Source organism: Paenibacillus hemerocallicola (genome assembly GCF_006265175.1).
GTDB classification, from domain to species: domain Bacteria; phylum Bacillota; class Bacilli; order Paenibacillales; family NBRC-103111; genus Paenibacillus_AB; species Paenibacillus_AB hemerocallicola.
In genome coordinates this window covers 156986-179984 of record NZ_VDCQ01000004.1, presented here as the reverse complement: position 1 = coordinate 179984, position 22999 = coordinate 156986, and the positions used below count along the sequence as shown (strand labels likewise).

Genomic DNA, 22999 nt, shown 5'->3' with positions numbered 1-22999 from the left:
AGATGCTCGATACGCCCGAATGTGGTAAACTAATTGCGATACTAGGGCGATTCCCTATTGGATCTTGCCTACAGACGGGGATACGACTTGATTTGGGATCGGGAAAGGGGCGTACGCTTCATGAAGGTGGAAGTAAAGCAAATCGGATTTGTTGACTATCAAATGGAAATTTTTCATATATGGAAGCTGTTCTATGAAGAAGTGGAGATCGTGTACGAGGCTTGCACCGATGCGGATATGCGAATGAGGCTGGACATGTATGCGGAGGACGGAACGGCTGAAGTCAAGGCCGAATTGACGCACCCGCAGTCGGAGCGCTCTTGGTCGCACACGGAGCGGCGCCAGCTTAAGCGGGATTCGGAGGAGCAGCGGCGCAGGGAGCTGAAGCGCGTAGTAGGCTCGGCGATGCTGCGCGTGCTGGAGGAAGCGACCGGATTGGAGCAGCCATGGGGCGTGCTCACCGGCGTTCGTCCGACGAAGCTGATGCACAATATGCTGCGCAGGCAAGGCCGCGAGCAAAGCGTACGCCAGCTGCAGGAGGAGTATTTGCTGACCGACGGGAAAGCAAAGCTGCTGGCGGATATCGCCGAGCGTCAGCTTAAGGTTATTCCCGATTTGTTCGAGCTGGACCGCGAGGTCAGCTTGTATATCGGCATTCCGTTCTGCCCGACCAAGTGCGCCTATTGCACGTTCCCGGCTTACGACATCCGGGGCAACAACGGATCGGTCGATTCGTTTCTGGACGGGCTCCACTATGAAATCCGCGAGACGGGCAAATGGCTGAAGCAGGCCGGACTTTCCATTACGACGATTTATTGGGGCGGCGGTACGCCGACCAGCATCACGGCGGATCAAATCGACTCCCTGTTCGTGACGATGCGCGATTCGCTGCCGGATATGGACAAAGTGCGAGAGCTGACGGTAGAGGCGGGCCGACCGGATACGATAACGCCGGAGAAGCTGGCCGTCATGAAGAAATGGAACGTCGACCGGATCAGCATCAATCCGCAAAGCTTCACCCAGCTGACATTGGATAAAATCGGCCGGCATCATACGGTCGAGGAAACGGTCGAGAAATTTTTGCTGTCGCGCGAAATGGGAATGGATAACATCAATATGGATCTCATTATCGGTCTCCCGAACGAAAGCACGGCCGAATTTCAGCATACGCTCGACGAAACGGCGAAGCTGCTGCCGGAGTCGTTGACGGTCCATACGCTATCGTTCAAGAGGGCCTCGAAAATGACTAAAAACCGCGACCAATACGAGGTGGCGGAACGGGACGAAATCGCCGATATGATGAAGATGGCCAACGATTTTATGGAAGCGAACGGCTATCATCCTTATTACATGTATCGCCAAAAGAACATGCTCGGCAATCTCGAGAACGTCGGTTATGCGCTCGCCGACCACGACAGCCTGTACAACATTCTCATGATGGAGGAGCGGCAGACGATTATCGGACTCGGATGCGGAGCTGTCAGCAAAGTGTTGTATCCTTCAACCGTGGACGAAGAAGGAAACGAGCATCAGAAGATCGAGCGGTTTCCGAATCCGAAGGAGCCGTCCGTCTACAATCAGGCTTACAAGCAATATTACGACAAAAAAGTTCGGCTCTTGGACGAAGCGTACGGACATACGCTGAGCCATTGACATAGGCGGGAAAAACGATGAAGACGAGCAAATCGCTCTCGCGGCTGCGGAATTTGCTGGCGAACGTGCAGGTCCACCTGTCGTTCGCCAATTATACGAAGGTCAACATGCGATGGCGGCAGATGAATTTCGTTCCGGATTTCAATCGGTTTTATTATATCCGGGAGGGGGAAGGCTGTCTCGTTATCGACGGCGTGACGTACTACCCCAAGCCCGGACAGCTGTTCGTCATGCCTGCGGGCGTGAAGCAATCGTACTACGCTACAAATGAGAACGCTTTCGGAAAGTATTGGTGCCACTTTACGGCCAAAATCGGAGATACCGATCTGTTTCGGCTGACGGGCGTTCCTTACAGCATCGACGTGGAGGACGAAGAACGGCTCTCCGGCCTGTTCGAGAAGCTGATCGGACATTACGAGAGCGAATCGTTCTCGGCCGTGCTGCTGCAAAAAGCGACGCTGCTCGAAATCGTCAGTTTGTTTCTGGAGACCGCCGTCCTGAACCGCGAATCGTTTCGTCCGGCCGAGGAAGACAGCGGCATCCAAAACTTGAACAAGGTACTGAAATATATCGAACTGCATCAGCACGAAAATGTGACCGTTCAGCAGCTGGCCGATCTCGTCCATTTTCATCCGAACTATTTGATCCGCCAATTCCGGGAGCTTGTAGGCATTTCCCCGATCCAATACGTGCAGCGGCTCAAAATGGATACGGCGAAAACGCTGCTGACCGCGACGGACGAGTCGATCTCCGATATCGCCCGCAGAGTCGGCATGGAGCTTTACTATTTCTCTCGCACGTTCAAGAAGCATGCCGGTTTGTCCCCTTCGGAATACCGCCAGCTGATGAGCTGAGCTTTTGGCCGAAAACAGGTTCGTTTTGTGCAAATGCAAGTGAACTTCCTCCATTTCCATACCGCTCGTCATGAGGCATAGTAGAGTTGTAAAACTTATTCGACGGTTTGGAGGAAGCTCATATGGGAAACGAGATCCGTTTGTTGACGGACGATCAAATGAGGCAGTTTATTACGGATGGGTATTTGCTGTTAAAGACCGATTTCCCTCAGCCGTTTCACGAGGCGCTGATAGGACAGCTTAGCGAAGTGTACCGGAGCGAGGGCAATCCGGGAAACAACCTGCTCCCGCGTATCCCGCAGCTGCAGAAAGTGTTCGACCACCCGGTCGTGAAGGGCGCGTTGACGAGCGTACTGGGCGAAGGATATATGATGCACTCACACCGGCACGGGCATTTCAACAATTCCCCGAAGCCGGGCGGCTGGCACAAGGACAGCTACTGGGGCTATAAGCGGATGCGCAACCATCGGCCATGGTGGGCCATGATCATGTATTTTCCGCAGGATACCCCGATCGAGCTCGGACCGACGGGCGTAATGCCCGGCACGCAAAATTACGAAACGCGCACGTTCGCTTCGGACGAAAGTGCCGGAGAAGTGACGGCGGCGGGGGAAGCCGGTACGTTCGTGCTCATTCATTACGACATCTGGCACCGCTCGACCGCCAATTTGGCGGGACGGGAAAGGTTCATGCTCAAATTCGAGTTCATGCGCACGCAGGCGCCGACCGAGCCGAGCTGGGACAATCGCGAGCCGGATTGGGCAACCCCTGCCTCGCTTGGCGCTTCGGTATACCCGCACGAAGCGATGTGGGAGGATGCCTGGTACTGGATGAGCGGAAAGGAAGCGGGATGCCGGATCGGCAAAGAGGCCGACAGCGCTCAACCGGCGGGGATCGCAAGCATGCTGGAGCAGCTCCGCTCCGATGAGCCGGAGCATAGAGCGGCCGCATCCGACCGGCTGGCCGTAATCGGCTCTTCCGCAGCGCCTTTCGGTGCGGCAGCCGCACTCGGACATGCGTTGGAGGATACATTCGAGCCTGTTGCGATCAACGCGGCATACGGGCTGGCGCGTATGGGAGAGGAAGGGAGCGAAACGCTGCTGCGGGCTCTGCAGCACGGCGAACCGAAGGTGTCGCGTCTAGCCGCGTACGGCTTGTCGGTTGCCGGTGCGGCTCCGATTGGAGGGTTGATCGCGGCGCTGGGCAGCGAACGGGAGGATACGGTATTTCATGCGGCATTTGCACTGGGCGAACAGAAAGACGCGGCTGCGTCGGCGGAAGCCGTGCGGGAGCTGGCGGGATTGCTAAACCATCCGTCCGAGCGTCTGCGCTGCGCAGCTGCCGATGCATTGGGATCGCTTGGCGCGTACCGAGGCGCCGGAGCGTCGGCCGAAGGCGTCGAGGCTTTGACGAAAGCTTTGCAGGATTCGGATGCGCAAGTCCGGTTCACGGCCGGACTGTCTCTGGCCAAGTGGGGAGCTCGGGCGGAGGGCGCCGTTCCCCGGCTGGTTGAAGCTTTGGAGGACGAGAATCGTTACGTTCGCGCCCATGCGGCCGAAGCGCTGTACTATATCGGCACGACCAAGGCGAAGGATGCGCTTCTCGATTTCTTGCGCCCCTCCAGATGGTGTCCGACGACAACTTCGGCCAGCACGTTTTATCCGTAATAAAGGCACGACAGCAAACGGCATTTTCCTTTTCGGGAGAATGCCGTTTTTACGTTGTTGGTATTATATCGTTCTAATTTGATGCATGAGATGATCGAATGTATCGGTTTATTGGCGAACTTCACGGGAGACTGCGGAGTCGGCGATAGCCGGGCAATCGGGAAGTAGGCGCGATGTTTAACGAAAACGTTACCGCGTTTTGCCCGAATGCCCCGATTATGATACACTTTGGATGTCATTTTACTTATATAGAATAGGATGGGATCAATGGCTCGACATGTAGATCGCAGAACTGCACGCAAAAATGTTATCGTCATGCTGCTCTTGATCGGCTGCGCCGTCGCCATCGGCGCCGTAACCGCCGTGGGGCTGTTATGGGACCGCAAAGGGAAGCAGACGACGGGCGAACCGGGGGAACTCGCTCCCGTGCAATCGGTGCAAAAGTTGCAAAACGCTTATGACGTTATCGTCGTCGGCACGGACCCCGAAGGAGTGGCCGCCGCCGTATCGGCCTCGCGAAACGGATTGAAAACGCTGCTCGTGGACGGACGGGATCGGGAAATATTGGGCGGTCTGATGACACTCGGCTGGTTGAACAGCCTGGACCACAATTACGACAGAGAGAAAAATAGCCTTATTCCGGGTAAAGCGGACATTTTGAATCAAGGGCTGTTTATGGAATGGTATAAAAAAGTGGAGGGCGATTCGTTCGACGTCGTCACGGCGGCCAATGCCTTTAACACGCTCGTGCAAAACGAGAAAAACATCGATCTGCTGATGAAAGCGAAATCGATCGCCCCCAAGCTGTCCGCAGGCTCGAACGGCAATCAGAAGATTACCGGCGTGACCGTTACGAAGGCGGACGGCTCCGTTCAGGAAATAGCCGCAAAAGCGGTTATCGATGCTACGCAGGACGCGGATATCGCAGCCGAGGCCGGCGTGCCGAGTACGATCGGGCGCGCGGATCTCGGAGACGAGAAATCCAGAATGGCGGTCACGCTTGTCTTCCGCTTGAACAATGTGACGCCGGAGGTATGGAAGCAAGTGCAGAAGCGGCTGAAGGACGACGGGGATCCGAACACCGACGCCAACGAGCTGAGCGCATGGGGTTATGGGGAAATGCAGAAATATCCGCCCAATAACAAGGAGCGGGTCAAAATGCGCGGACTCAATATCGGCCGTCAGAACGACAATACGATTTTGATCAATGCGCTGCAAATTTTCGGCATCGACGGGCTCGACCCGAAATCGCGTGCGGAAGCGTTCGAGATCGGGAAGAAGGAACTGCCGTACGTGCTGGATCATATGAAGAAGCTGTATCCGGAATTCGCCGGAGTGGAGCTGACCGGCACGGCTCCCGAGCTGTATGTCCGGGAAACGAGGCATATGTTAGGCGAATACCGTCTATCGATGATCGATGTGCTGGAAAATCGCGATCAATGGGATCGCATCGCCTTCGGATCGTATCCGGTAGATATCCAGCGCACTTCGCCGACGGACAACGGAGCGGTAATGAGCCATCCGCTCAAGTACGCGATCCCGTTCCGTTCGATCGTGCCGCTGAAAGTGGACAACCTGCTCGTAGTCGGCCGTTCCGCCAGCTTCGATACGCTTCCGCACGGAAGCGCCCGGGTCATACCGGTCGGCATGGCGACCGCGGAATCGGCCGGAGCCGCAGCCAAGCTGGCCATCGACAAAGGAGTTACGTTCCGTGAAATGTCGGCCTCGAAAGAGCAGATCGCGACGCTTCAGGACATGCTCAACAAGCAAGGCATGGATTTGAAGTCCTATACGGCCAAGCCGGAGACGTTCATGGAGCAGAAAGCTTATCCGGGCTTGAAGGAAGTCGTCAGCATGGGACTCGTCATCGGCGGCTACGACAACAGCGGCTTCGACACGAAGCCCGATTCGAATCCGCAGCGTCTGCTCAATCTGATGCAGGGCGTGAAACGGGTGAACAAGCTGACCGGTGATCCGAGCGGAGTCGTCGCGGGAATCCAGGATCCGGCGAAGCAGCCGTTAACGCTCGATCAGGCGGCTTGGACGATGGCCAAGACGATGGGCTTCGACGTTCCGGCGGCTCAGGCGGTTCAAGAGCTGATCGCCAAAGGAGCGCTGCAGCAGGCGACCGTGGACGCTATAGCGGACAAGCAGAAGCTGAACAACGGGGATACGTACATGATGATTCGCGATCTGGTTGAATCGGTCCGCAAGAAGAAATAATCGCCGCCGAATGCGAAAGCGGCAATAAGGCTGGCGTCCCCCTTGCCGGGGGCGCTTTTCTTTTCTTGCATACTCCGCTGCAATCGCTTCCCGAAATGTAACATGAATGTAATCTTTTTTTCATTCCGCTTTAATGTACTACGCCTATAATAAATCTCGACCCCCTTTTTCATATATAAACTATGGATAACCTGCGGCGACTGCTGCGGGTTCTTTTCTTTTTGCGATCATTTTATTGCGCTGAACGCTTATTGACAATCGGCTTGTCTCCGGTATATGATTTCATTGAACAATCGGTGAATGAAAATGCATTGCGAAATGAGTGAGCAACGATGAGCAAACAGCCCCGCAGCCGAAGCGCAACTAGCCGGGACAGACAGGCGGCGGAACGACGAGAACAGCTGCTCGCGGCAGCCAAGTCGTTATTTGCGGAGAAAGGTTACCACGCCACGTCGACGCGGATGATCAGCCAGAAAATCGGAATGGCCGACGGCCTGCTGTATCATTATTTTCCGGACGGGAAAATGGAGATGCTTCAGACCATCATCAGAGATGGCCACGAGCAGAGGGTCAGTAGGATCGACGAATCGTGGTTTCTTGTCCAGGACGATCCGAATGTGCCGTTAAAGCAATGCCTGCTCGATTTCTTGTTGACCATTTACCGGATATTGCTGTCGGATAAAGAGCTGCTGCGGATTCAGTTCCGCGAGCAAGAGCTTCTCGACGGGGTCGTCTTGAACTACTTGACGGAGTCGGTGAGCCAGCGCCGGACGCAAATGGCGAAGCTGCTCGAGCGGCGGGCCGCGCTCGGGCAAATCCGCGAAATCGACTACGAAGCCGCAGCGGTCCAAATTATGTCGATCAATATGCTGATCGTATTCAAAACCGTTTCCGGCATCGATTTGACCGACGGGGACACAGAGTCGTTTCGCGAACGCTTGATCGACAATTTGCTCGACGGTTGGAAAAGAGCGGATTCCGCGCCTGATTGACAGCTTCCAAGTCTCCTTCCAAGAGGGGACTTTCATTACGGCTTTTCATTCACTGATTGTTCAATGAAAATAATATGCGGATCGGGAGTGTGCAAGATGAGCGGGATGAAATCATTTTTTGCGCAGAAAATAGTGGGGCTCGGACTTGTCGTAATGATCGCGGTTATCGCATTGCTCGGCTGGGCGATTCTGGGCTCGACGGTAAACCCTGTTCCGAAAAATATGCCCATAGCGCTCGTCGCAGCGGACAAAGGAGCGGAAATACCGGGGAGAGGCAAAGTGAATATCGGAGATACGCTCCGCGAGAAGCTGACCGCGGCGCAAACGCCAACGGGCGAACCCTCCCCGTTCGAATGGACGGTTTTGGACGACGAGCGGGAGGCATCGGACGGACTGGATCGTCAGCAATATTACGCGGCTATCGTGTTACCGGAAAACTTAAGCACCGCTTTCGTATCCTTCATGTCCCCGAATCCGCAAGCGGCCGGAGTAAAGGTGCTGATCAACCAAGGAAAAAGCGGAGTTGCGGCATCCATGGTCACGCAAGCTGTCGGGAAAATGATCGAAGGAATAAACAACCAGCTAAGAGAGCAGGCGCTTGGTCAAATTCAGCAGGCTCCCGGCTCCGGCGTATCGTTCGCGCAGGCGAAGGCGCTGGCTGCGCCGCTGACGGTATCGTTCGAAGTCGTCCATCCGATCATGCCGAATACCGCGAACGGGAATACCCCCGTCGTGCTGACGCAATTGGCTTGGATGGCTGCCTTGGCGGCCAGCGCGCTGCTTTACGCAGCCGGGAGCAAGCTGAGAGCGGCAAGAAGATGGACCGTAGTTTGTTCGCAGCTGGCTGCGGGAGCCGTATACGCTGCAGTTGCGGCCGGAGCGGAATTGCTCCTAGCAGGCGGCTTGTTCGGTCTCGATATCCCCGATTGGACGAATACGTATTTGTTTTTGCTCCTCGCGGTGTTCTGCTTCTTCTTGCTGCAGTCCGCGATCCTCGCTTGGATCGGGCTGAAGGGGATGCCCGTCCTCGTGCTGCTGTTTTTCTTCGGACTGCCGATCTTGAGCTTGCCGCCCGAATTTTTGCCGGCCACGACGCGGGATTGGCTGTATTCCTGGATCCCGTTCCGATTCAGTGTGGAAGGACTGCGCGATCTGATCTATTTCCGTCAAGGCTTGAACGTGGGTTCGCCCGCTGCCGTTTTAGGTTGGATCGGAGCCGTCAGCGCTGTTCTTATGGCCGCTTCGGTTGCGAAGCGGGGAGACGGCGCGCGCGGCGCCACCGGAATCGGCAGAACCGCCGGCTGACTCCGATCCGGATTCGCGCTCCCTTGTGTCGTCGACCGATTCATAGCAGGAATGACAGTACAAGGAATGACGCTCCACCACTCCATCGAGAAAGCCGCCCTTGCAATAGATGGCGGTATGGCATATGCAGCAGTTGCCGACCATATCCATGGAATTGCCTCCTTATGCTATAGCGTGCATCCGGCGGCTCCGGGGTGCCGTCACATCCATTTTATCACGAGAGTTAGAAGGAAGATACGCGAAATGCCGCCCGTCTCTTGACTTTGCCCGGTCCGTTGGATACAATCATGAAGATAACTTTGTTGATTCGCGGATGGGACCCAGTAGCTCGAACCCACGCCCGGCAGAGAGGGAAGCCACGGCTGCAAGCTTCCCGGCGATGGACGAACGAATAACTTCCCGGAGAACGAACGGGGAACCTCTGGCGGGACCAAGATCGGGGACGGGGCTGGCGCAAGCGGCAGCTGTCGGAAGACCGATGCTGGAATGCCGGGGCAGTAGCCGTATCGCGTATGGCGGGCGTTAACCGCATTAAAGTGCGGGCTTTCGGATCGCTGGATACACGGCTTAATGCCATATCCAACCGGATCCGGCGTCGGCGGAGGAAATGGAAGCATCCCCGGGACGAAGCGCGAATGCGGGTGGTACCGCGGGTTTTTTCGGCTAACGAATATCCCGTCCCTGGCAATGCAGCCGGGGGCGGTTTTTGTGTTTTCGCCAGTATAGAGAAGCAACGTGTCGGGAGGGTATTATGAGCATTCAGAAGCCGAAGGGGACGCAGGACCTGCTGCCCGGCGTCGTCGAGAAATGGCAGTATATCGAGGAAAAAGCGCGCGACGTATGCCGCCGGTTCAATTACAGGGAAATCCGCACTCCGATTTTCGAGCATACGGAGCTGTTCCAGCGGGGCGTCGGAGACACGACGGATATCGTCGAGAAGGAAATGTACACGTTCTCCGACAAGGGGGACCGCAGCATGTCGCTCCGGCCGGAAGGAACGGCCGGCGTCGTACGCGCCTACGTGGAGAACAAGCTGTACGGCGAACCGGACATCAACAAGCTGTATTACATAGGGCCGATGTTCCGCTACGAGCAGCCGCAGGCGGGTAGGTACCGTCAGTTCCACCAGTTCGGCATCGAAGCGATCGGCTCGGTCGATCCGAGTCTGGATGCGGAAGTGATCGCGATGGGGTATTTGTTCTACAAGGAGATCGGCTTGCAGGGCGTCAAGGTCGAGATCAACTCGGTGGGCAACCCGTCATGCCGCTCGGTGTATCGCGAGGAGCTGCAGAAGTTTTTCGCGCCGGTCAAGGACAAGCTTTGCAAAGACTGCCAGTCGCGCTACGACCGCAACCCGATGCGCATTCTCGATTGCAAGAAGGATCAGGAATACGGCATCGGGGCTCCGTCCATTCTCGATTTTCTGGACGAGGAGTGCTCGACCCACTTTGGCAAAGTGCAGCGTCATTTGACCGACATGGGCATCGAATATGTGATCAATCCCCGTATGGTTCGCGGTCTCGATTATTACACGCATACCGCGTTCGAATACAAAGCCGCGGGCATAGGCGCAATCGATACGATCAGCGGCGGCGGACGTTACAACGGTCTCGTCGGAACGATCGGCGGCAGCTCGGTCGACCAGCCGGGCGTTGGCTTCGGATTGGGGCTGGAGCGGGTGCTGCTCGTACTGGAGGCGCAGGGCGTCGCGGTTCCGGGCGTACGGCCGCTCGACGCTTATGTGATCGGAATGGGAGAGGCGGCCGAGAACGAGGTCGCCAAGCAGCTGTTCGCGCTTCGTTCGGCGGGGCTGACCGTGGAGAAAGATTATTTGGGACGCAAGATGAAAGCCCAGATGAAATCCGCCGACCGTTTTGCCGCCAAGTTTACGATCATCTTGGGCGAGGACGAGTTGAACCGCGGCACCGTTATATTGAAGAAGATGGCTACGGGAGAGCAAGAGGAGGTCAAGCTCGAAAGCCTGGCCGAAACATTGAAATCAAAGCTGGAGCAATAAACAATAAAACCGGCATCAATATCGAATCGATCTGTGGAGGATGAAAACAATATGTTGAAAACACATCATTGCGGCAATCTGGGCAAAGCTAACGTAGGAGAATCCGTCGTATTGAACGGCTGGGTAGCGGTACGCCGCGACCTTGGCGGAGTTTTGTTCATCGACCTGCGCGACCGGAGCGGCATCGTGCAAATCGTCTTCAACCCGGACTTCTCCGGCGATGCCTTGGCTATCGCGGACAAGGCCCGGTCCGAGTACGTGCTTGCGGTTAAAGGAAAAGTCGTCGAGCGCGATTCGGCGACCGTCAACCCCAATTTGGCTACCGGCGAGATTGAAGTGCAGATTCATGAAATCGAAATTCTCAACACGGCCAAAACGCCTCCGTTTTTTATCGAGGACGGTATTGAAATCGATGAGCAGCTTCGTCTGAAGTACCGTTATCTGGACCTGCGCCGTCCGGAAATGCAGAAGACGCTCTACTTGCGCTCCAAAGCGGCCAAAGTGTTCCGCGACTTCCTGGACGATAACGGGTTCCTCGAAATCGAAACGCCGATCTTGACGAAGAGCACGCCGGAAGGCGCGCGCGACTATCTCGTGCCGAGCCGCGTTCATGCGGGGGAATTTTTCGCGCTGCCGCAATCGCCGCAAATCTACAAACAGCTGCTGATGGTCAGCGGCCTCGAACGGTATTACCAAATCGCCCGCTGCTTCCGCGACGAGGATCTTCGCGCGGACCGTCAGCCGGAATTTACGCAAGTGGACATCGAGACTTCGTTCCTTTCCCGCGACCAGCTGATTGAATTGATGGAGGAGCTTGTCGTCCGCCTGTTCAAGGAAACGGTCGGTGCGGACATTTCCCGTCCGTTCCAACGGCTCAGCTACGCCGACGCGATGGGCAAATACGGTTCGGACAAGCCGGATCTCCGTTTCGGGCTCGAATTGGTCGACGTGTCCGATCTAGTGCAAAACTCGGGCGTTCAGGTTTTCGCTAACGTTACGAAGAAGGGCGGCCAAGTGAAGGCACTTAACGCCAAAGGCTGCGGAACATGGAGCCGCAAAGAAATCGACGATCTGCTGCCGTTCGCGTCCCGCTACGGAGCGAAAGGCTTGGCGTGGATCCAGATCAAGGACGGCGAATGGAAAGGGCCGATCGTCAAGTTTTTCAGCGAGGAAGAAATCGCTTCGCTTAAAGAGCGGCTTGGCGCGGAAGAAGGCGACCTGCTGCTGTTCTCGGCGGACACGAAAAAAGTCGTCGCCGACGTACTCGGCAACCTGCGTCTGAAAATCGGCCGCGACCTCGGCCTGATCGACGACAAAGTGTTCAAATTCGCCTGGGTCATCGACTTCCCGCTGCTCGGCTATGACGAGGAAGCAAAGCGTTACGTGGCGGAACATCATCCGTTCACGCGTCCGAAGGAAGAGGATGTGCACTACTTCGATACCGATCCGGGACAAATCCGCGCGCAAGCGTACGACCTTGTACTGAACGGCTACGAAGTAGGCGGCGGCTCGATGCGGATCTACAAGCGCGACGTTCAGGAGAAAATGTTCCAGGCGCTCGGCTTCTCCAAGGAAGAGTCGTACGAGAAATTCGGCTTCCTGCTTGACGCCTTCGAATACGGTACGCCACCTCACGGCGGCATCGCCTTCGGCTTCGACCGGCTCGTCATGCTGCTCGCGGGACGCACGAACCTGCGCGAAACGATCGCTTTCCCGAAAACGGCCAGCGCTACGGATCTGCTCATGAACGCGCCGTCCCCGGTCGATCAGAAGCAGCTGGACGACTTGTCCATCAGGCTCGCAGTCAAGGAAGCCGCTTCGAAATCTTGATCGTTTGAGGCACACTTCACTTTTGGGGAGGGTCTTCGGGGGCTCCCCCAAAAGTACTCGGAATAAGCTGCAAAGGCTAACTTCACTTTTGGGGGTATAGTAATGCTCCATCAGTTTTCGCGAACGGAATTGGCGATCGGACCCGAAGGGCTCGACGTTATGAAAAAGAGCACCGTGGCCGTGCTCGGCATCGGCGGGGTCGGATCGATCGCCGCCGAAGCGCTTGTACGGACCGGAGTCGGCCGCGTCATCATGGTCGACAAGGACGTCGTCGACGTGACGAATATCAACCGGCAAATTCACGCGCTCACTACGACGGTAGGCCAGCCGAAGGCCGAGCTCATGCGCGACCGGGTCAAGCTGATCAACCCGGAGTGCGATGCGATCGCGCTGCGGATGTTTTACACGGAGGAAACGTACGAGCAGTTTTTCGACTATCCGCTCGATTACGTGCTCGACGCTTCGGATACGGTTACTTACAAAATCCATCTGATCAAGGAATGCTTGAAGCGGAAAATTCCGATCATATCGAGCATGGGTGCGGCCAACAAAATGGATCCGACGCAGTTCCGCGTGGCGGACATTTCGCAAACGTCGGTCGATCCGCTGGCCCGGGTAATCCGCCAAAAGCTTCGCAAGGACGGCATCAAAAAAGGCGTCAAAGTCGTCTTCTCGACGGAGGAGCCGATCAAGCCGCGCGAGGACGTGACGCAGCGCATCGTGCCGGAGAACGCTCCGGATATTCGCAAGGCGCAGCAGCCGCCAGCCAGCAATTCGTTCGTTCCGCCTGTTGCCGGCTTGATCATGGTCAGCGTTGTCGTGCGCGACCTGCTCGCGAAAGCGGCCAAGGCGCAAGGCGGTCAGCAAGGCTAAGTACGAATGGGACTGTCCGATGAATAATTCCTAATGAACCATTTGGTTTAGGAACGAAAGAACCTCCTGACCGCGTTGCAGGCGGTAATGGAGGTTCTTCCATTTCCGTTCACAAAAAGTAAAATCAGGTTCACTAATGTACCGCGGGCGGCGGCGGGATCAGGGTATCGCATTATGGCCGGTTTTCCGCGAATGGGTAGGTACAACGAGCGTTCAGGCAATTGCGCAACTCTTAGGCTCCTCGGCTGCCGATGTTTATTATGGTTCGCAACAACAAAGGATCACCCCGCCAAGGGTGATCCTTTGTGCCTCTGCGCATGAAATGCGACCGCTGTATAGTAGGCCGTTGCTGCCCAGATCCCGTCCGTCTGCCCGATTCGCCGATTAAGCGTCGGAAGCAACGGTTTCGGCAGCTTGACCATCCTCTTTGGAAAGGATGATCATCTCGATTTTCTTGATCCTATGATTGGCCGCTTCGCGGATAATAAACTTGATGTTGTCCCATGTCAGTTCCTCGCCGGGCTGCGGATCATGAATTTGGCTGTACAGCCAGCCGCCGATCGTATCGACCTCATCGTTGTCGAAGTGGACGCCGATCATATCGCTCAACTCGGACAAGGAAACTTTACCGTCGAGCAGGTAGCAGTCATCGGCCAATTTCTCGATCGATTTGCGTTCGTCCGCATCGAATTCGTCGCGGATTTCTCCGACGATCTCCTCCAAAATGTCTTCGATCGTAATAAGTCCCGACGTGCCGCCATATTCGTCCACGAGAAGGGCGATATGCACGCGCTCCTGCTGCATCCGTTTCAGTAGCGTTTTGACCGGCATGACCTCCGGTACCGTCATAACCGGATGGACCAGCTTTTTGAAATCGAAATTCTCGTCATCCTGAAGCTGCAGGAACAACTCCTTCGTATTGATCGTGCCGACGATATTGTCCTTGCTGCCCGTTGCCACGGGAAACCGCGTATATTGCTCTTTGCGGATTACATCCATATTATCCTGCAAAGAATGATTCGTATATAAGCAAACCATATCGGTACGGGGAACCATAATTTCTTTGGCCAGCATTTCGTCGAAGGCGAAAATCCGGCTCACGTAACCGTACTCGGTATTGTTGATTTTACCGCTCTGCAAACTATCGCTAAGAATAATTTGAATTTCTTCTTCGGTGTGCGCCTCTTCGTGCTCCTTGGCCGGTTTCAAGCCGAACAATTTGACCAGCTTGTTGGCGGAGCCATTCAACACCCAGATGAACGGGTACATGACTTTGTAGAACAGGATAATCGGTTTGGCTACCATAAACGTAATCATTTCCGCTTTCTGAATCGCGACCGTCTTCGGGGCCAGTTCGCCGATGACGACGTGCAAATACGTTACGGATATGAAAGCGATAAAGAAAGACAAAATATGACTGACTTCGCTGTTGACATCCCATCGATCAAACAAAGGGAGAAGCAATTTCTCTACGGTAGGTTCGCCTAGCCAACCGAGTCCGAGAGCCGTAATGGTAATGCCCAGCTGACAAGCCGACAAGTATCCGTCCAGATTGCTTGTAACTCGTTGAACGGCGATAGCGTTTTTCTTTCCTTCGAGAACCAGTTGGTCTACGCGGCTGGAACGAATTCGAATAATCGCAAATTCCGTCGCTACGAAGAAAGCCGTCAAAACAATCAGCAGTACAAACAAGAACAGATTCAGTCCTATACCCATTGGTCCTTTAACACAATCCTTTACTTTTGGATTTGAAGTTCTTATGATCTTATAATACGAACTTTAAGCCCTCGTTAGCAACGTCGCGATTGAAGGGTACCGGGCGGCTACAGCCAACCACGGACGAATAGGAGGAGGAAACAACCGATTATTGGCTATTATCTTGTCTTTACAAGTTCTAGCGTTAGTCGTATTATAGTTCGCATGAACCCGTATCGAGAGGAGGAAACGATTTGGAGTCCTTTCACATGACCCGTAAAGAGATGGCTTCCCTTCTGGTTGCCTTGGACGGTCGATCCAGTCAGACCCCGCTGCAAGTTCTTCAGGAAGCGTGGAAAAAAGCGCATCGCAACTACCCGGAGTCGGGCCAGGCGCTGCCCGCGCTCGTATCGACAGAGCTGCCGCCGATATTGGAGAGAATGATCAGAGGAAGCGAAACGAAGGGCTTTTCCTTGCAGGAAATCGCCGATTTGGGGAAGCTGATCGAGTATTCGCACTTGTCCATTACGGCGATTCAAAATTGGGTAAAGCGCGATTTTAAAGCGTATTTCGATAGCCCGAAAATGGGCAGAAAATATTCTCTGAATCAGGCCGCCCTTATTTTCATCATAGACGATCTGAAATCGAACCTGGATTTCATATCGATCCAGAAGCTGCTTAAAATCGTCTTTCTGGATGAAAGCAACGAGAAGGACGACCTCATCTCGCCGATGGATTTATATGTCTCCTATTCCACCATGTTCGAGGAATTGGATGCAAACAACGACCAACTGATGGATACAGCCGGTCACGTGAAGGAGAGCCGCAATCAGGACGCGTTAACGGAAAACGCGATCCGGATCGTCGCCGAACGGCATGCCGCGAAGCTTCCGCACATGTCCAACAAGCAGAAAGAGGCGCTCCGGAGCATTTTGTTTATCGCCACCATTTCGATCCAAACCTCGTATTTCCACTCCTTGGCCAGACGGTATTTGAACGCGGTTCTGTTTCTCGAGACTTGAGAGCAATTTTTCATATACGGTATGACCGATGGGTGAGTCATTCGCGAATTTTACGCCCAATAAGGAGGAGAGATCGACGATGAGAACGATTCAGCAACAAATCATGAAAGCTTTGTTCGTCAACCCGGTCATCGACCCGAAGGAAGAAATACGCAGCCGGATCCAATTTTTGAAAAGCTATTTGAAGCAGACCGGTTCGAGGAAGCTCGTTCTCGGCATATCGGGAGGACAAGACTCGACACTGGCGGGCAAACTGTGCCAACTGAGCGTGGAGCAGCTTCGCGCAGAAACGTCCGACGACGATTACCGCTTTATAGCCGTCCGCCTGCCGTATGGAGTGCAGCAGGACGAAGTGGATGCGCAACAGGCGCTCGAGTTCATTAAGCCGGACCAAGTATACACGTTCAATATCAAAGCGGCGACGGATGCCTTCATTCCAGAGTGCGAGAACGCGACGGGCAGGGCGGTCCGGGACTATGATAAAGGAAACGTGAAAGCGCGCGTCCGGATGGTCGCGCAGTATTTGTTGGGCGCGCACGAAGGCGGCGCTTTGGTTGTAGGGACGGATCATGCCGCCGAGGCGGTATCCGGGTTTTTCACCAAATTCGGAGACGGCGGAGCGGATATGACCCCATTGACCGGATTGACCAAAAGGCAAGGAAAACGGCTGCTCCAGCAATTGGATGCTCCTTCCCGACTTTATACGAAGATGCCCACGGCCGATCTGCTGGACAACAAGCCCGGGCAAGCGGACGAAACCGAGCTCGGAATCTCGTATGAGCTGCTGGACGACTATCTGGAAGGAAAGTCGGTTCCGGAAGATGCGGCAGCCAAAATCGAGGAAAGATATTTGAAGTCGCAGCACAAGCGGGAGCTGCCGGTTACTCCTTACGATTCATGGTGGAAGCCGAATCATTGAGACGGGTTTGCCCGTTTTACGACAAGAGAAAGGGAGATGGCGCTGCAATCGCCTTCTCCCTTTGCTTTGCCGCTATGTAGCGGGAATCAACATCGTTTCCTGCAGCGCTCGTTCCCACCAGATGCTCCCTTTCGTTTTGCGGGCGCCGTCAATGGTGAAAATGTGCAGGTTGTCGGGAGCGGGAAGCCGCAGCTTCGTCTGGTATTCCTTCTTCAGTACGAGCTCGTTTTCGGTGCCGTAATGATAGATCATGATCGGTTTTCCTTCAACGGCAAGAGAGCGGAACAGTCCGTTTATATGGCCGTCATCCCCGTTAAACGCATAGCCGATTATGCAAATCGCATCGGATTGCTTGAACTTGTCGTAAAGCTCCACATATCGTCTTGACATCGTGATCGAGGTCAACGGCTTGACTCCGCTTTGCGTAAATAGAAAGGGGACGGTTATATGTCCGGCGGTTCCGGCCTGTCCGTTCAATTCTTCGTTAGTCGAGATGTGGTTGCAGTATGGATCGTAATACTCGTTCACGCTCCCGTTCAGATGATATACGGGTACGGGCGGGAGAGAGCTGCCGCCGATCACCTGCTCGACGTAGCTGTTATAATTCGTCGTGCCTATCGCGTGAATGGAAGCTACTTCGGACAACGTGATCAAATCGTGGTAAAATCCGGGTCCGACGGCCAGCTTGCCGGCATCGATATCGTTGTTCGTGCTTATGTAACGGCGAACCGTATGGAGGAAGATGCTTATTCTCGTAAATTTGGCCCAATGGGCTTTCGGATTGTACAAATAGCGGAAATGGCTGTCGATTAAAGCCTGGTAATCGATCACCTTGGCATATACGTCTTCCAGAACGGCCCGGCCCAGTCCGGTCATGATGTCCGCCAAATCGCTTTCGGCCGTTACCGGGACCGGCGGTTGCTCGATGACGATTTCCAAGCCCGTTTGGCCGACGTTCCGATAATCCAGACTGAATATGCCGGAAAGGTCGTCGAATACCGACAGCTGATCGGGCGCGGCTTCGAACAGCTCCTCGTTCAGCCTGGATACGAGGCGTTGACCGCATGCCCCGACAAGCAGCTCGAGTATGGCCCGAACCGTTTGCTGCAATTTCCTGTGATCCGGCGACGCTTCCAACGTTTTCAGCATGGCCGAGAAAAAATCGGACTCGAACAGGCGGACGCTTTCCGCCAGCCGGTTGTTGAGCTTGATAACCTGTCCGTACGAAATATCCCCGATATCGGCTCCGATCTCCTCATGGTATCGGCTCCGAACGGTCTCTTCATCGAGAACCCATCTCTCCAGCAGCTTGGCTGCGTGTCGATCGAACAGCTCCAAATACGTTAAAATGTCTTCCCGCCTGTATTCCAGGCTGGATGCGACGATCCCCTCGAAATCGCCCTTTCCGAACACGTGGACCCTTTTCTTCAAATAACCGTTCGGCAGCCATTTCGTAGCATAATTCGAGGTGCCGTCGACGTTCTCGAGCTGTCTGCGAAATTCGGCCTTATCCTCTTCAACGGGCGTGCGGAATAAATCGAGCGCGAACTTGCCGCCTGAAGGAAGCCCGTACGCGATCTCGGCGCCGGCCCCGAAAAACAATGCGATTTTTGCTCCGGACATTTCACTCACCTCGGCGTCGAAGTCTCCTAGATGAGTACATTCTACCATATTGTGCCGGTTGGAAGTCTATGGGTATTGCATTTTTACCGGGACTGATGTAACATATGGAAATCCCATTTCATAGGCGGTATTTCGATATGAGACAAACGTTACGGCTTTCCCGACAACGGCATCATCATACTTAGAGCGTTTGTACCCGGATAACGTCCGCAGGTATAAGCGCTTTTTGCACTTGTACCTGCGCAGCTTATAAAGAGCCATGCAGGTATTTTTATTACCTGTGCGGCTCTTTTCGTTTTACAATCACACAATTCGGAGGGAAAACTATGAGCAAACTATCTTATCGGCTGCCGGAAGACCGGCTCGAGCTGGCCGAACGGCTGGCGCCCCAGCGCAAGCTGTTCGACCGCGGCGTGCTGCAAGGCGTATACGGGATTTTCGATCAAGTGGAGCAGGATGGAGACCGGGCAATCGTGCGGCTTACCGAATCAATCGACAACGTCGGGATTGACGGGGTAACCGTACCGGAGTCTTATATCCGGCAGTGTCTGGATAGACTCGCTCCATCGTTGAAGCAGGCTATCGAACAAGCCCGAGACCATATCAGGGAGGTAAATCAGGCGCTGCTGCCCGAGTTGTGGCAAAAGGAAATTAGACCCGGCACGATAATCGGGGAGAAGTTCAGCCCGCTCGATACGGTCGGCATATGGATTCCGGCGCGCAAAGGACCGCTCCTCTCCACGGCGCTCATGCTCGTAACGGCGGCGAAAACCGCCGGAGTAGGACAAATCGTCGTCGGGATGCCCCCGCTTCCGGACGGGTACGGAGATCCGGCTACGATCGCCGCCGCCAGCTTGGCCGGTGCGGACGGATTCGTAATCGGCAATGGAGTCGCCATTATCGCCGGCTTTTGTCAAGGGACTTCCTCGATCCCGAAGGCGAACGGGATATTCGGACCGGGACCGGGCGGAATCGCCGCAGCGATGAGTACGGCATCCTCCTATGGCGTGAAGACGGTCGTCGGTCTTGGTCCGACCGAATGCGCTATCGTGGCGGACGAAACCGCCGACGCCGAGATGATCGCATACGATCTAATCAATGAAGGGGAGCATGGACCGGATTCGTCTTCGCTCCTGATAACGACGTCCGCCGAGCTTGCGGAACGTGTGGAGCGGCGCTTGTCCGCGCTTATTGACGAGGTGGAGCCGCCCAGACGGGATTATTTGCTGAGCGTATTCGGGGAGAACGGTCTCGGAGCGATTGTGGTGGCGCCTTCCCTCAATACGGCTTGCGATTTCGTAAACGAGTTCGCTCCGGAGCATGTCATGATCGTGGGCAGCGACGAAATGGAGCGGAAGGCGCTTGAACAAATTCATCGCGCGGGGGAAATCTTGATCGGCGCTTATACTCCTTTCTCGGCGGCCAACTACGGCATCGGCATAACGGCGGTGCTGCCGACGAACGGATATGCCAAATCGTTCTCCGGCATAACGAGTAAGGATATGATCAAATCGTCCACGATCGGCAAGCTGGACAAGCGGGCATTGACGGGACTTATGCCGGTCATCCGGGAGCTGGGCGGATACGAGCGATTGCCGTGTCATGTCCAAGCGGCCGAGAAGCGAATGTAGAGAAAGAAAGTATGCGGGAAAGGCGGCCGTGCAGTCTTGAGCTGCAGACCGCCTGACTGCGTTCGCCTGGATTGACTCCATTTCCGGGACAAGAGATGAGGTTGAAGTCCGGTAAAATAAATGTTCATAATAATGAGTGCTCTGTTGTAATAATATTGCATAATGTTATAATGTTTTGTACATCAGTTTGTAAGCGGTACCAAATCAAGCGCGTCAGCCGATGGCCGCATGAAGAGGAAAGGGGACGAATTCGGTTATGATCCGCCTTCATAAACCTCGAATCGCTCTGTTTTGGCAGTTTTTCGCCAAATACTTCGTGCTGTTTCTCATTCCCGTTATCGTGGCGATGACATTTACTTATTTTTTCGTAGTCCGCCTGATCGAGAACGATGCCAAGCAGCGGAACGACATGATGATGAGCAATAACGCCGAGCATACCGATGCCGCTTTCACCGCCCTTCAGACGAGCATGATTCATCTGCTCAGCGACTCCAACCTCAAGAGCTTCCTCCCCGTCGTGGAAGGGTCGCCCGACAGCCACCAGCGCAACGAGTGGATCCACTCGCTGATGGACCAGCTGAACAAGCTGGAGAACGGGGACTTTATTTCCAACGCATACTTGTACTTTACGAAGCAGGACCTCGTCATCGATTCCGAGACGCATAACGACAAAGCTTATTACTTCAAGTACAACTATCCGATCGGGGAAGCGGAGAAGGCTGCCCTTTTTCCGCATTTAACCGGCAAGAAGACGATGTTTTTCACGCGACCGTACACGATCGGTCCCAATCCGCTGCTGCCTGCCACTGCGGAAACTGCCCAAACCGTCCTCTCGACGATCATGAGCTATCCGTTCAATTCGAGCGATCCCGAAGTGTATTTGGTCGTGGACGTTAGCCGGGACATAATGCGGGATCGTATAAGCAAGAAGGAGGACTGGGTTACCGGGACGGCTATCATGGACTCGGAAGCAGGAGTGGTCGTTCAAAGCGGCGCGATGGAGATCGGGTCCGCCAAAGCGGAGAAGGAAAAGGCCGTATCCTCCATCCCGTCCCGCTTCAACGAATCCTGGCGTTACGTCAGCCTAGTCGATCTGCAGACGCTGCTCATGCCGGCCCGCATGATCCGGATGCTCAGTCTCGTGTTCCTCGGCTTCTTTCTCGTGCTGGGCAGCGCGGTATCGTATTATTTAAGCCGCAAGCTGTATGCTCCGATTTTGGAAATCAAGACCGGACTCGCCACTTACCGCGAGCCCGATGGCACGGCCCGTCGCGAAGGGAACGATTTCGACGTGATCAAACGGTTTTCCAAGCTGATCATGTCGGAGAACGATCAATTGTCCCGATTGGTGAGCGGCATGGTGCCCATGGTGCAGGAGCATGTCATTACGAAGCTGCTGTTGGGCGAATACCGCGACGCGGCGGCTCTGGACGCTTGCGCCCGGGAGGTCGATTTCGTTTACGATCCGACCGCGGTCCGTACGGTGCTGTGCATCGAATTCCAATATTACTCCCGGGTTACGGAAGGGCAGACCGAGACGTCGAAATCGTTCCTGCTGGCGGAGCTGAAGGAAAGCATCCTCAAGTCGTTTCCGGGGACGACGCTGTGGCTTTGCCATACGAAGCCGGATATTTTGGCATGCGTCGTGCATCACGAGCCCGCTTCGTCTCTTGACCCAAAGGCAGCGGCGGAAACGGTCAAGCTGCAGCTTCAGCCGTTCGCGTCTTATTATAAGGCGACGATCGGAATCGGGAGCACCGTCCGTACGATCGAGCAGCTGCCTCACTCCTACGAGCACGCTATCGCGATGCTCCGTTACAAAGGACTTCATCCCGAAGCGGAATTGTGCGGAGAAGAACGGGCGAAGGAAAATCGGGCGCCTTGGGACAGCTTTCTATCGGTTCAAGAGGTGAACCGGATTTTCAATCTATGCAAATCCCGCGACCATGACACGCTGCTCCAATCGGTGTTCGATTTGCTCGATGCGGGCAAGGACGCCCGCGCCTACGAGGTGAAATATTTATGCTCCGACGTGCTGAACACATGGATTCGGGCGGCGGAGGATGACCGGAACGATTTCAGCATCGCTTTCTACTCCCGCTTGTTCGACATGCTCAACCGATGCGTGACCGGGGACGAGATCCGGCAATGCTTCCGCGACATTCATGCCTTGATGTTCCGGACGACCGAGCCGTACGACCGGGGACGGCAGTTTGCCGAAATTTTGCAATATATTCATGATCACTATGCCGAAGAGCTGTCCATCGAACGGTTCGCCCAGCAAATGAACATGTCGGTCGGTCATTTCAGCCGCACGTTCAAGGAGGAGGTCGGAGAGAAATATGTGGAATATATCGCCAAGGTGCGGATGGGGAAGGCGAAGCAATATTTGCTGGAGACCGACTTGAAAATCGACGAGATCGCCGAGAAGGTCGGCTACTGGGGAAGAAATTCGTTTATCCCGATATTCCGCAAATATGAAGGCATCACGCCGGCCAAATACCGGACCATTTACCAAAGATGAGACTGCTTTTTTTCTGCGACGGCATAGTTCACTTGCAGAAGTACGTGCAGCGCATGATGAATGAAGGCTTGCCGCCTTGCAGGCGATTGAGACCGCGAATCCATAAATAGCGGTTCTGGAGTATGCTATTGATCCAACAAATCGGTGTAGACGGCAAATAACGGAAAGCCG

Annotated in this window: 15 protein-coding genes; 13 read left to right on the top strand and 2 right to left on the bottom strand. The window is 54.9% G+C overall.

Annotated elements, in window-relative coordinates; all coding sequences use genetic code 11:
- Positions 1 to 120 precede the first annotated feature (120 nt).
- The 9 genes from FE784_RS04390 (at position 121) to FE784_RS04345 (ending at position 13414) form a co-directional block, all read left to right on the top strand.
- The gene (locus tag FE784_RS04390) at positions 121 to 1653 is read left to right on the top strand and encodes a coproporphyrinogen III oxidase (RefSeq protein ID WP_139600913.1); all 1533 of its coding nucleotides are present in this window, start codon (positions 121 to 123) and stop codon (positions 1651 to 1653) included.
- A gap of 17 nt (positions 1654 to 1670) precedes the next feature.
- Positions 1671 to 2507 carry an AraC family transcriptional regulator gene (locus FE784_RS04385; protein WP_139600912.1) on the top strand — a complete coding sequence of 279 codons (837 nt, stop codon included), beginning with the start codon at positions 1671 to 1673 and terminating at the stop codon, positions 2505 to 2507.
- Positions 2508 to 2629: 122 nt separating this feature from the next.
- Positions 2630 to 4174, top strand: a complete 1545-nt coding sequence (locus FE784_RS04380) for a HEAT repeat domain-containing protein (protein WP_139600911.1) — start codon at positions 2630 to 2632, stop codon at positions 4172 to 4174.
- Positions 4175 to 4441: 267 nt separating this feature from the next.
- The gene (locus FE784_RS04375) at positions 4442 to 6397 is read left to right on the top strand and encodes an FAD-dependent oxidoreductase (RefSeq protein ID WP_246131894.1); all 1956 of its coding nucleotides are present in this window, start codon (positions 4442 to 4444) and stop codon (positions 6395 to 6397) included.
- 332 nt (positions 6398 to 6729) lie between these two features.
- Positions 6730 to 7389, top strand: a complete 660-nt coding sequence (locus FE784_RS04370) for a TetR/AcrR family transcriptional regulator (RefSeq protein ID WP_139600909.1) — start codon at positions 6730 to 6732, stop codon at positions 7387 to 7389.
- A gap of 96 nt (positions 7390 to 7485) precedes the next feature.
- Complete coding sequence (locus FE784_RS04365) at positions 7486 to 8694, top strand: YhgE/Pip domain-containing protein (RefSeq protein ID WP_176705968.1); 1209 nt, start codon at positions 7486 to 7488, stop codon at positions 8692 to 8694.
- Positions 8695 to 9445: 751 nt separating this feature from the next.
- Complete coding sequence (gene hisS / locus FE784_RS04355; protein ID WP_139600906.1) at positions 9446 to 10711, top strand: histidine--tRNA ligase; 1266 nt, start codon at positions 9446 to 9448, stop codon at positions 10709 to 10711.
- Positions 10712 to 10762: 51 nt separating this feature from the next.
- Entirely contained in the window at positions 10763 to 12541 is a 1779-nt protein-coding gene (gene aspS / locus FE784_RS04350) for an aspartate--tRNA ligase (RefSeq protein WP_139600905.1), read from the top strand.
- A 102-nt stretch (positions 12542 to 12643) separates the two neighbouring features.
- On the top strand, positions 12644 to 13414 hold the full coding sequence (locus FE784_RS04345) for a tRNA threonylcarbamoyladenosine dehydratase (protein ID WP_139600904.1): 771 nt from the start codon (positions 12644 to 12646) through the stop codon (positions 13412 to 13414).
- A 384-nt stretch (positions 13415 to 13798) separates the two neighbouring features.
- Here FE784_RS04345 and FE784_RS04340 read toward each other — a convergent pair whose 3' ends face one another.
- Positions 13799 to 15130: a hemolysin family protein gene (locus FE784_RS04340; protein ID WP_139600903.1), complete on the bottom strand. Its 1332-nt coding sequence runs from the start codon at positions 15128 to 15130 to the stop codon at positions 13799 to 13801.
- Between the two features lie 233 nt (positions 15131 to 15363).
- On the opposite strand from FE784_RS04340, the gene FE784_RS04335 reads away from it, so the two are divergent.
- Together FE784_RS04335 and nadE are read left to right on the top strand one after the other, a co-directional pair.
- On the top strand, positions 15364 to 16131 hold the full coding sequence (locus tag FE784_RS04335) for a DUF1836 domain-containing protein (protein ID WP_139600902.1): 768 nt from the start codon (positions 15364 to 15366) through the stop codon (positions 16129 to 16131).
- A 79-nt stretch (positions 16132 to 16210) separates the two neighbouring features.
- Positions 16211 to 17050, top strand: coding sequence for an ammonia-dependent NAD(+) synthetase (gene nadE / locus FE784_RS04330; protein ID WP_139600901.1), 840 nt, complete (start codon positions 16211 to 16213; stop codon positions 17048 to 17050).
- A gap of 72 nt (positions 17051 to 17122) precedes the next feature.
- Here nadE and FE784_RS04325 read toward each other — a convergent pair whose 3' ends face one another.
- Complete coding sequence (locus tag FE784_RS04325) at positions 17123 to 18673, bottom strand: hypothetical protein (RefSeq protein ID WP_139600900.1); 1551 nt, start codon at positions 18671 to 18673, stop codon at positions 17123 to 17125.
- 326 nt (positions 18674 to 18999) lie between these two features.
- Here FE784_RS04325 and hisD point away from each other — a divergent pair, with 326 nt between their 5' ends.
- Both hisD and FE784_RS04315 read left to right on the top strand, forming a co-directional pair.
- On the top strand, positions 19000 to 20304 hold the full coding sequence (hisD, locus tag FE784_RS04320) for a histidinol dehydrogenase (protein WP_139600899.1): 1305 nt from the start codon (positions 19000 to 19002) through the stop codon (positions 20302 to 20304).
- 256 nt (positions 20305 to 20560) lie between these two features.
- The gene (locus tag FE784_RS04315) at positions 20561 to 22828 is read left to right on the top strand and encodes a helix-turn-helix domain-containing protein (protein WP_139600898.1); all 2268 of its coding nucleotides are present in this window, start codon (positions 20561 to 20563) and stop codon (positions 22826 to 22828) included.
- The last annotated feature ends 171 nt before the right edge of the window (positions 22829 to 22999 follow it).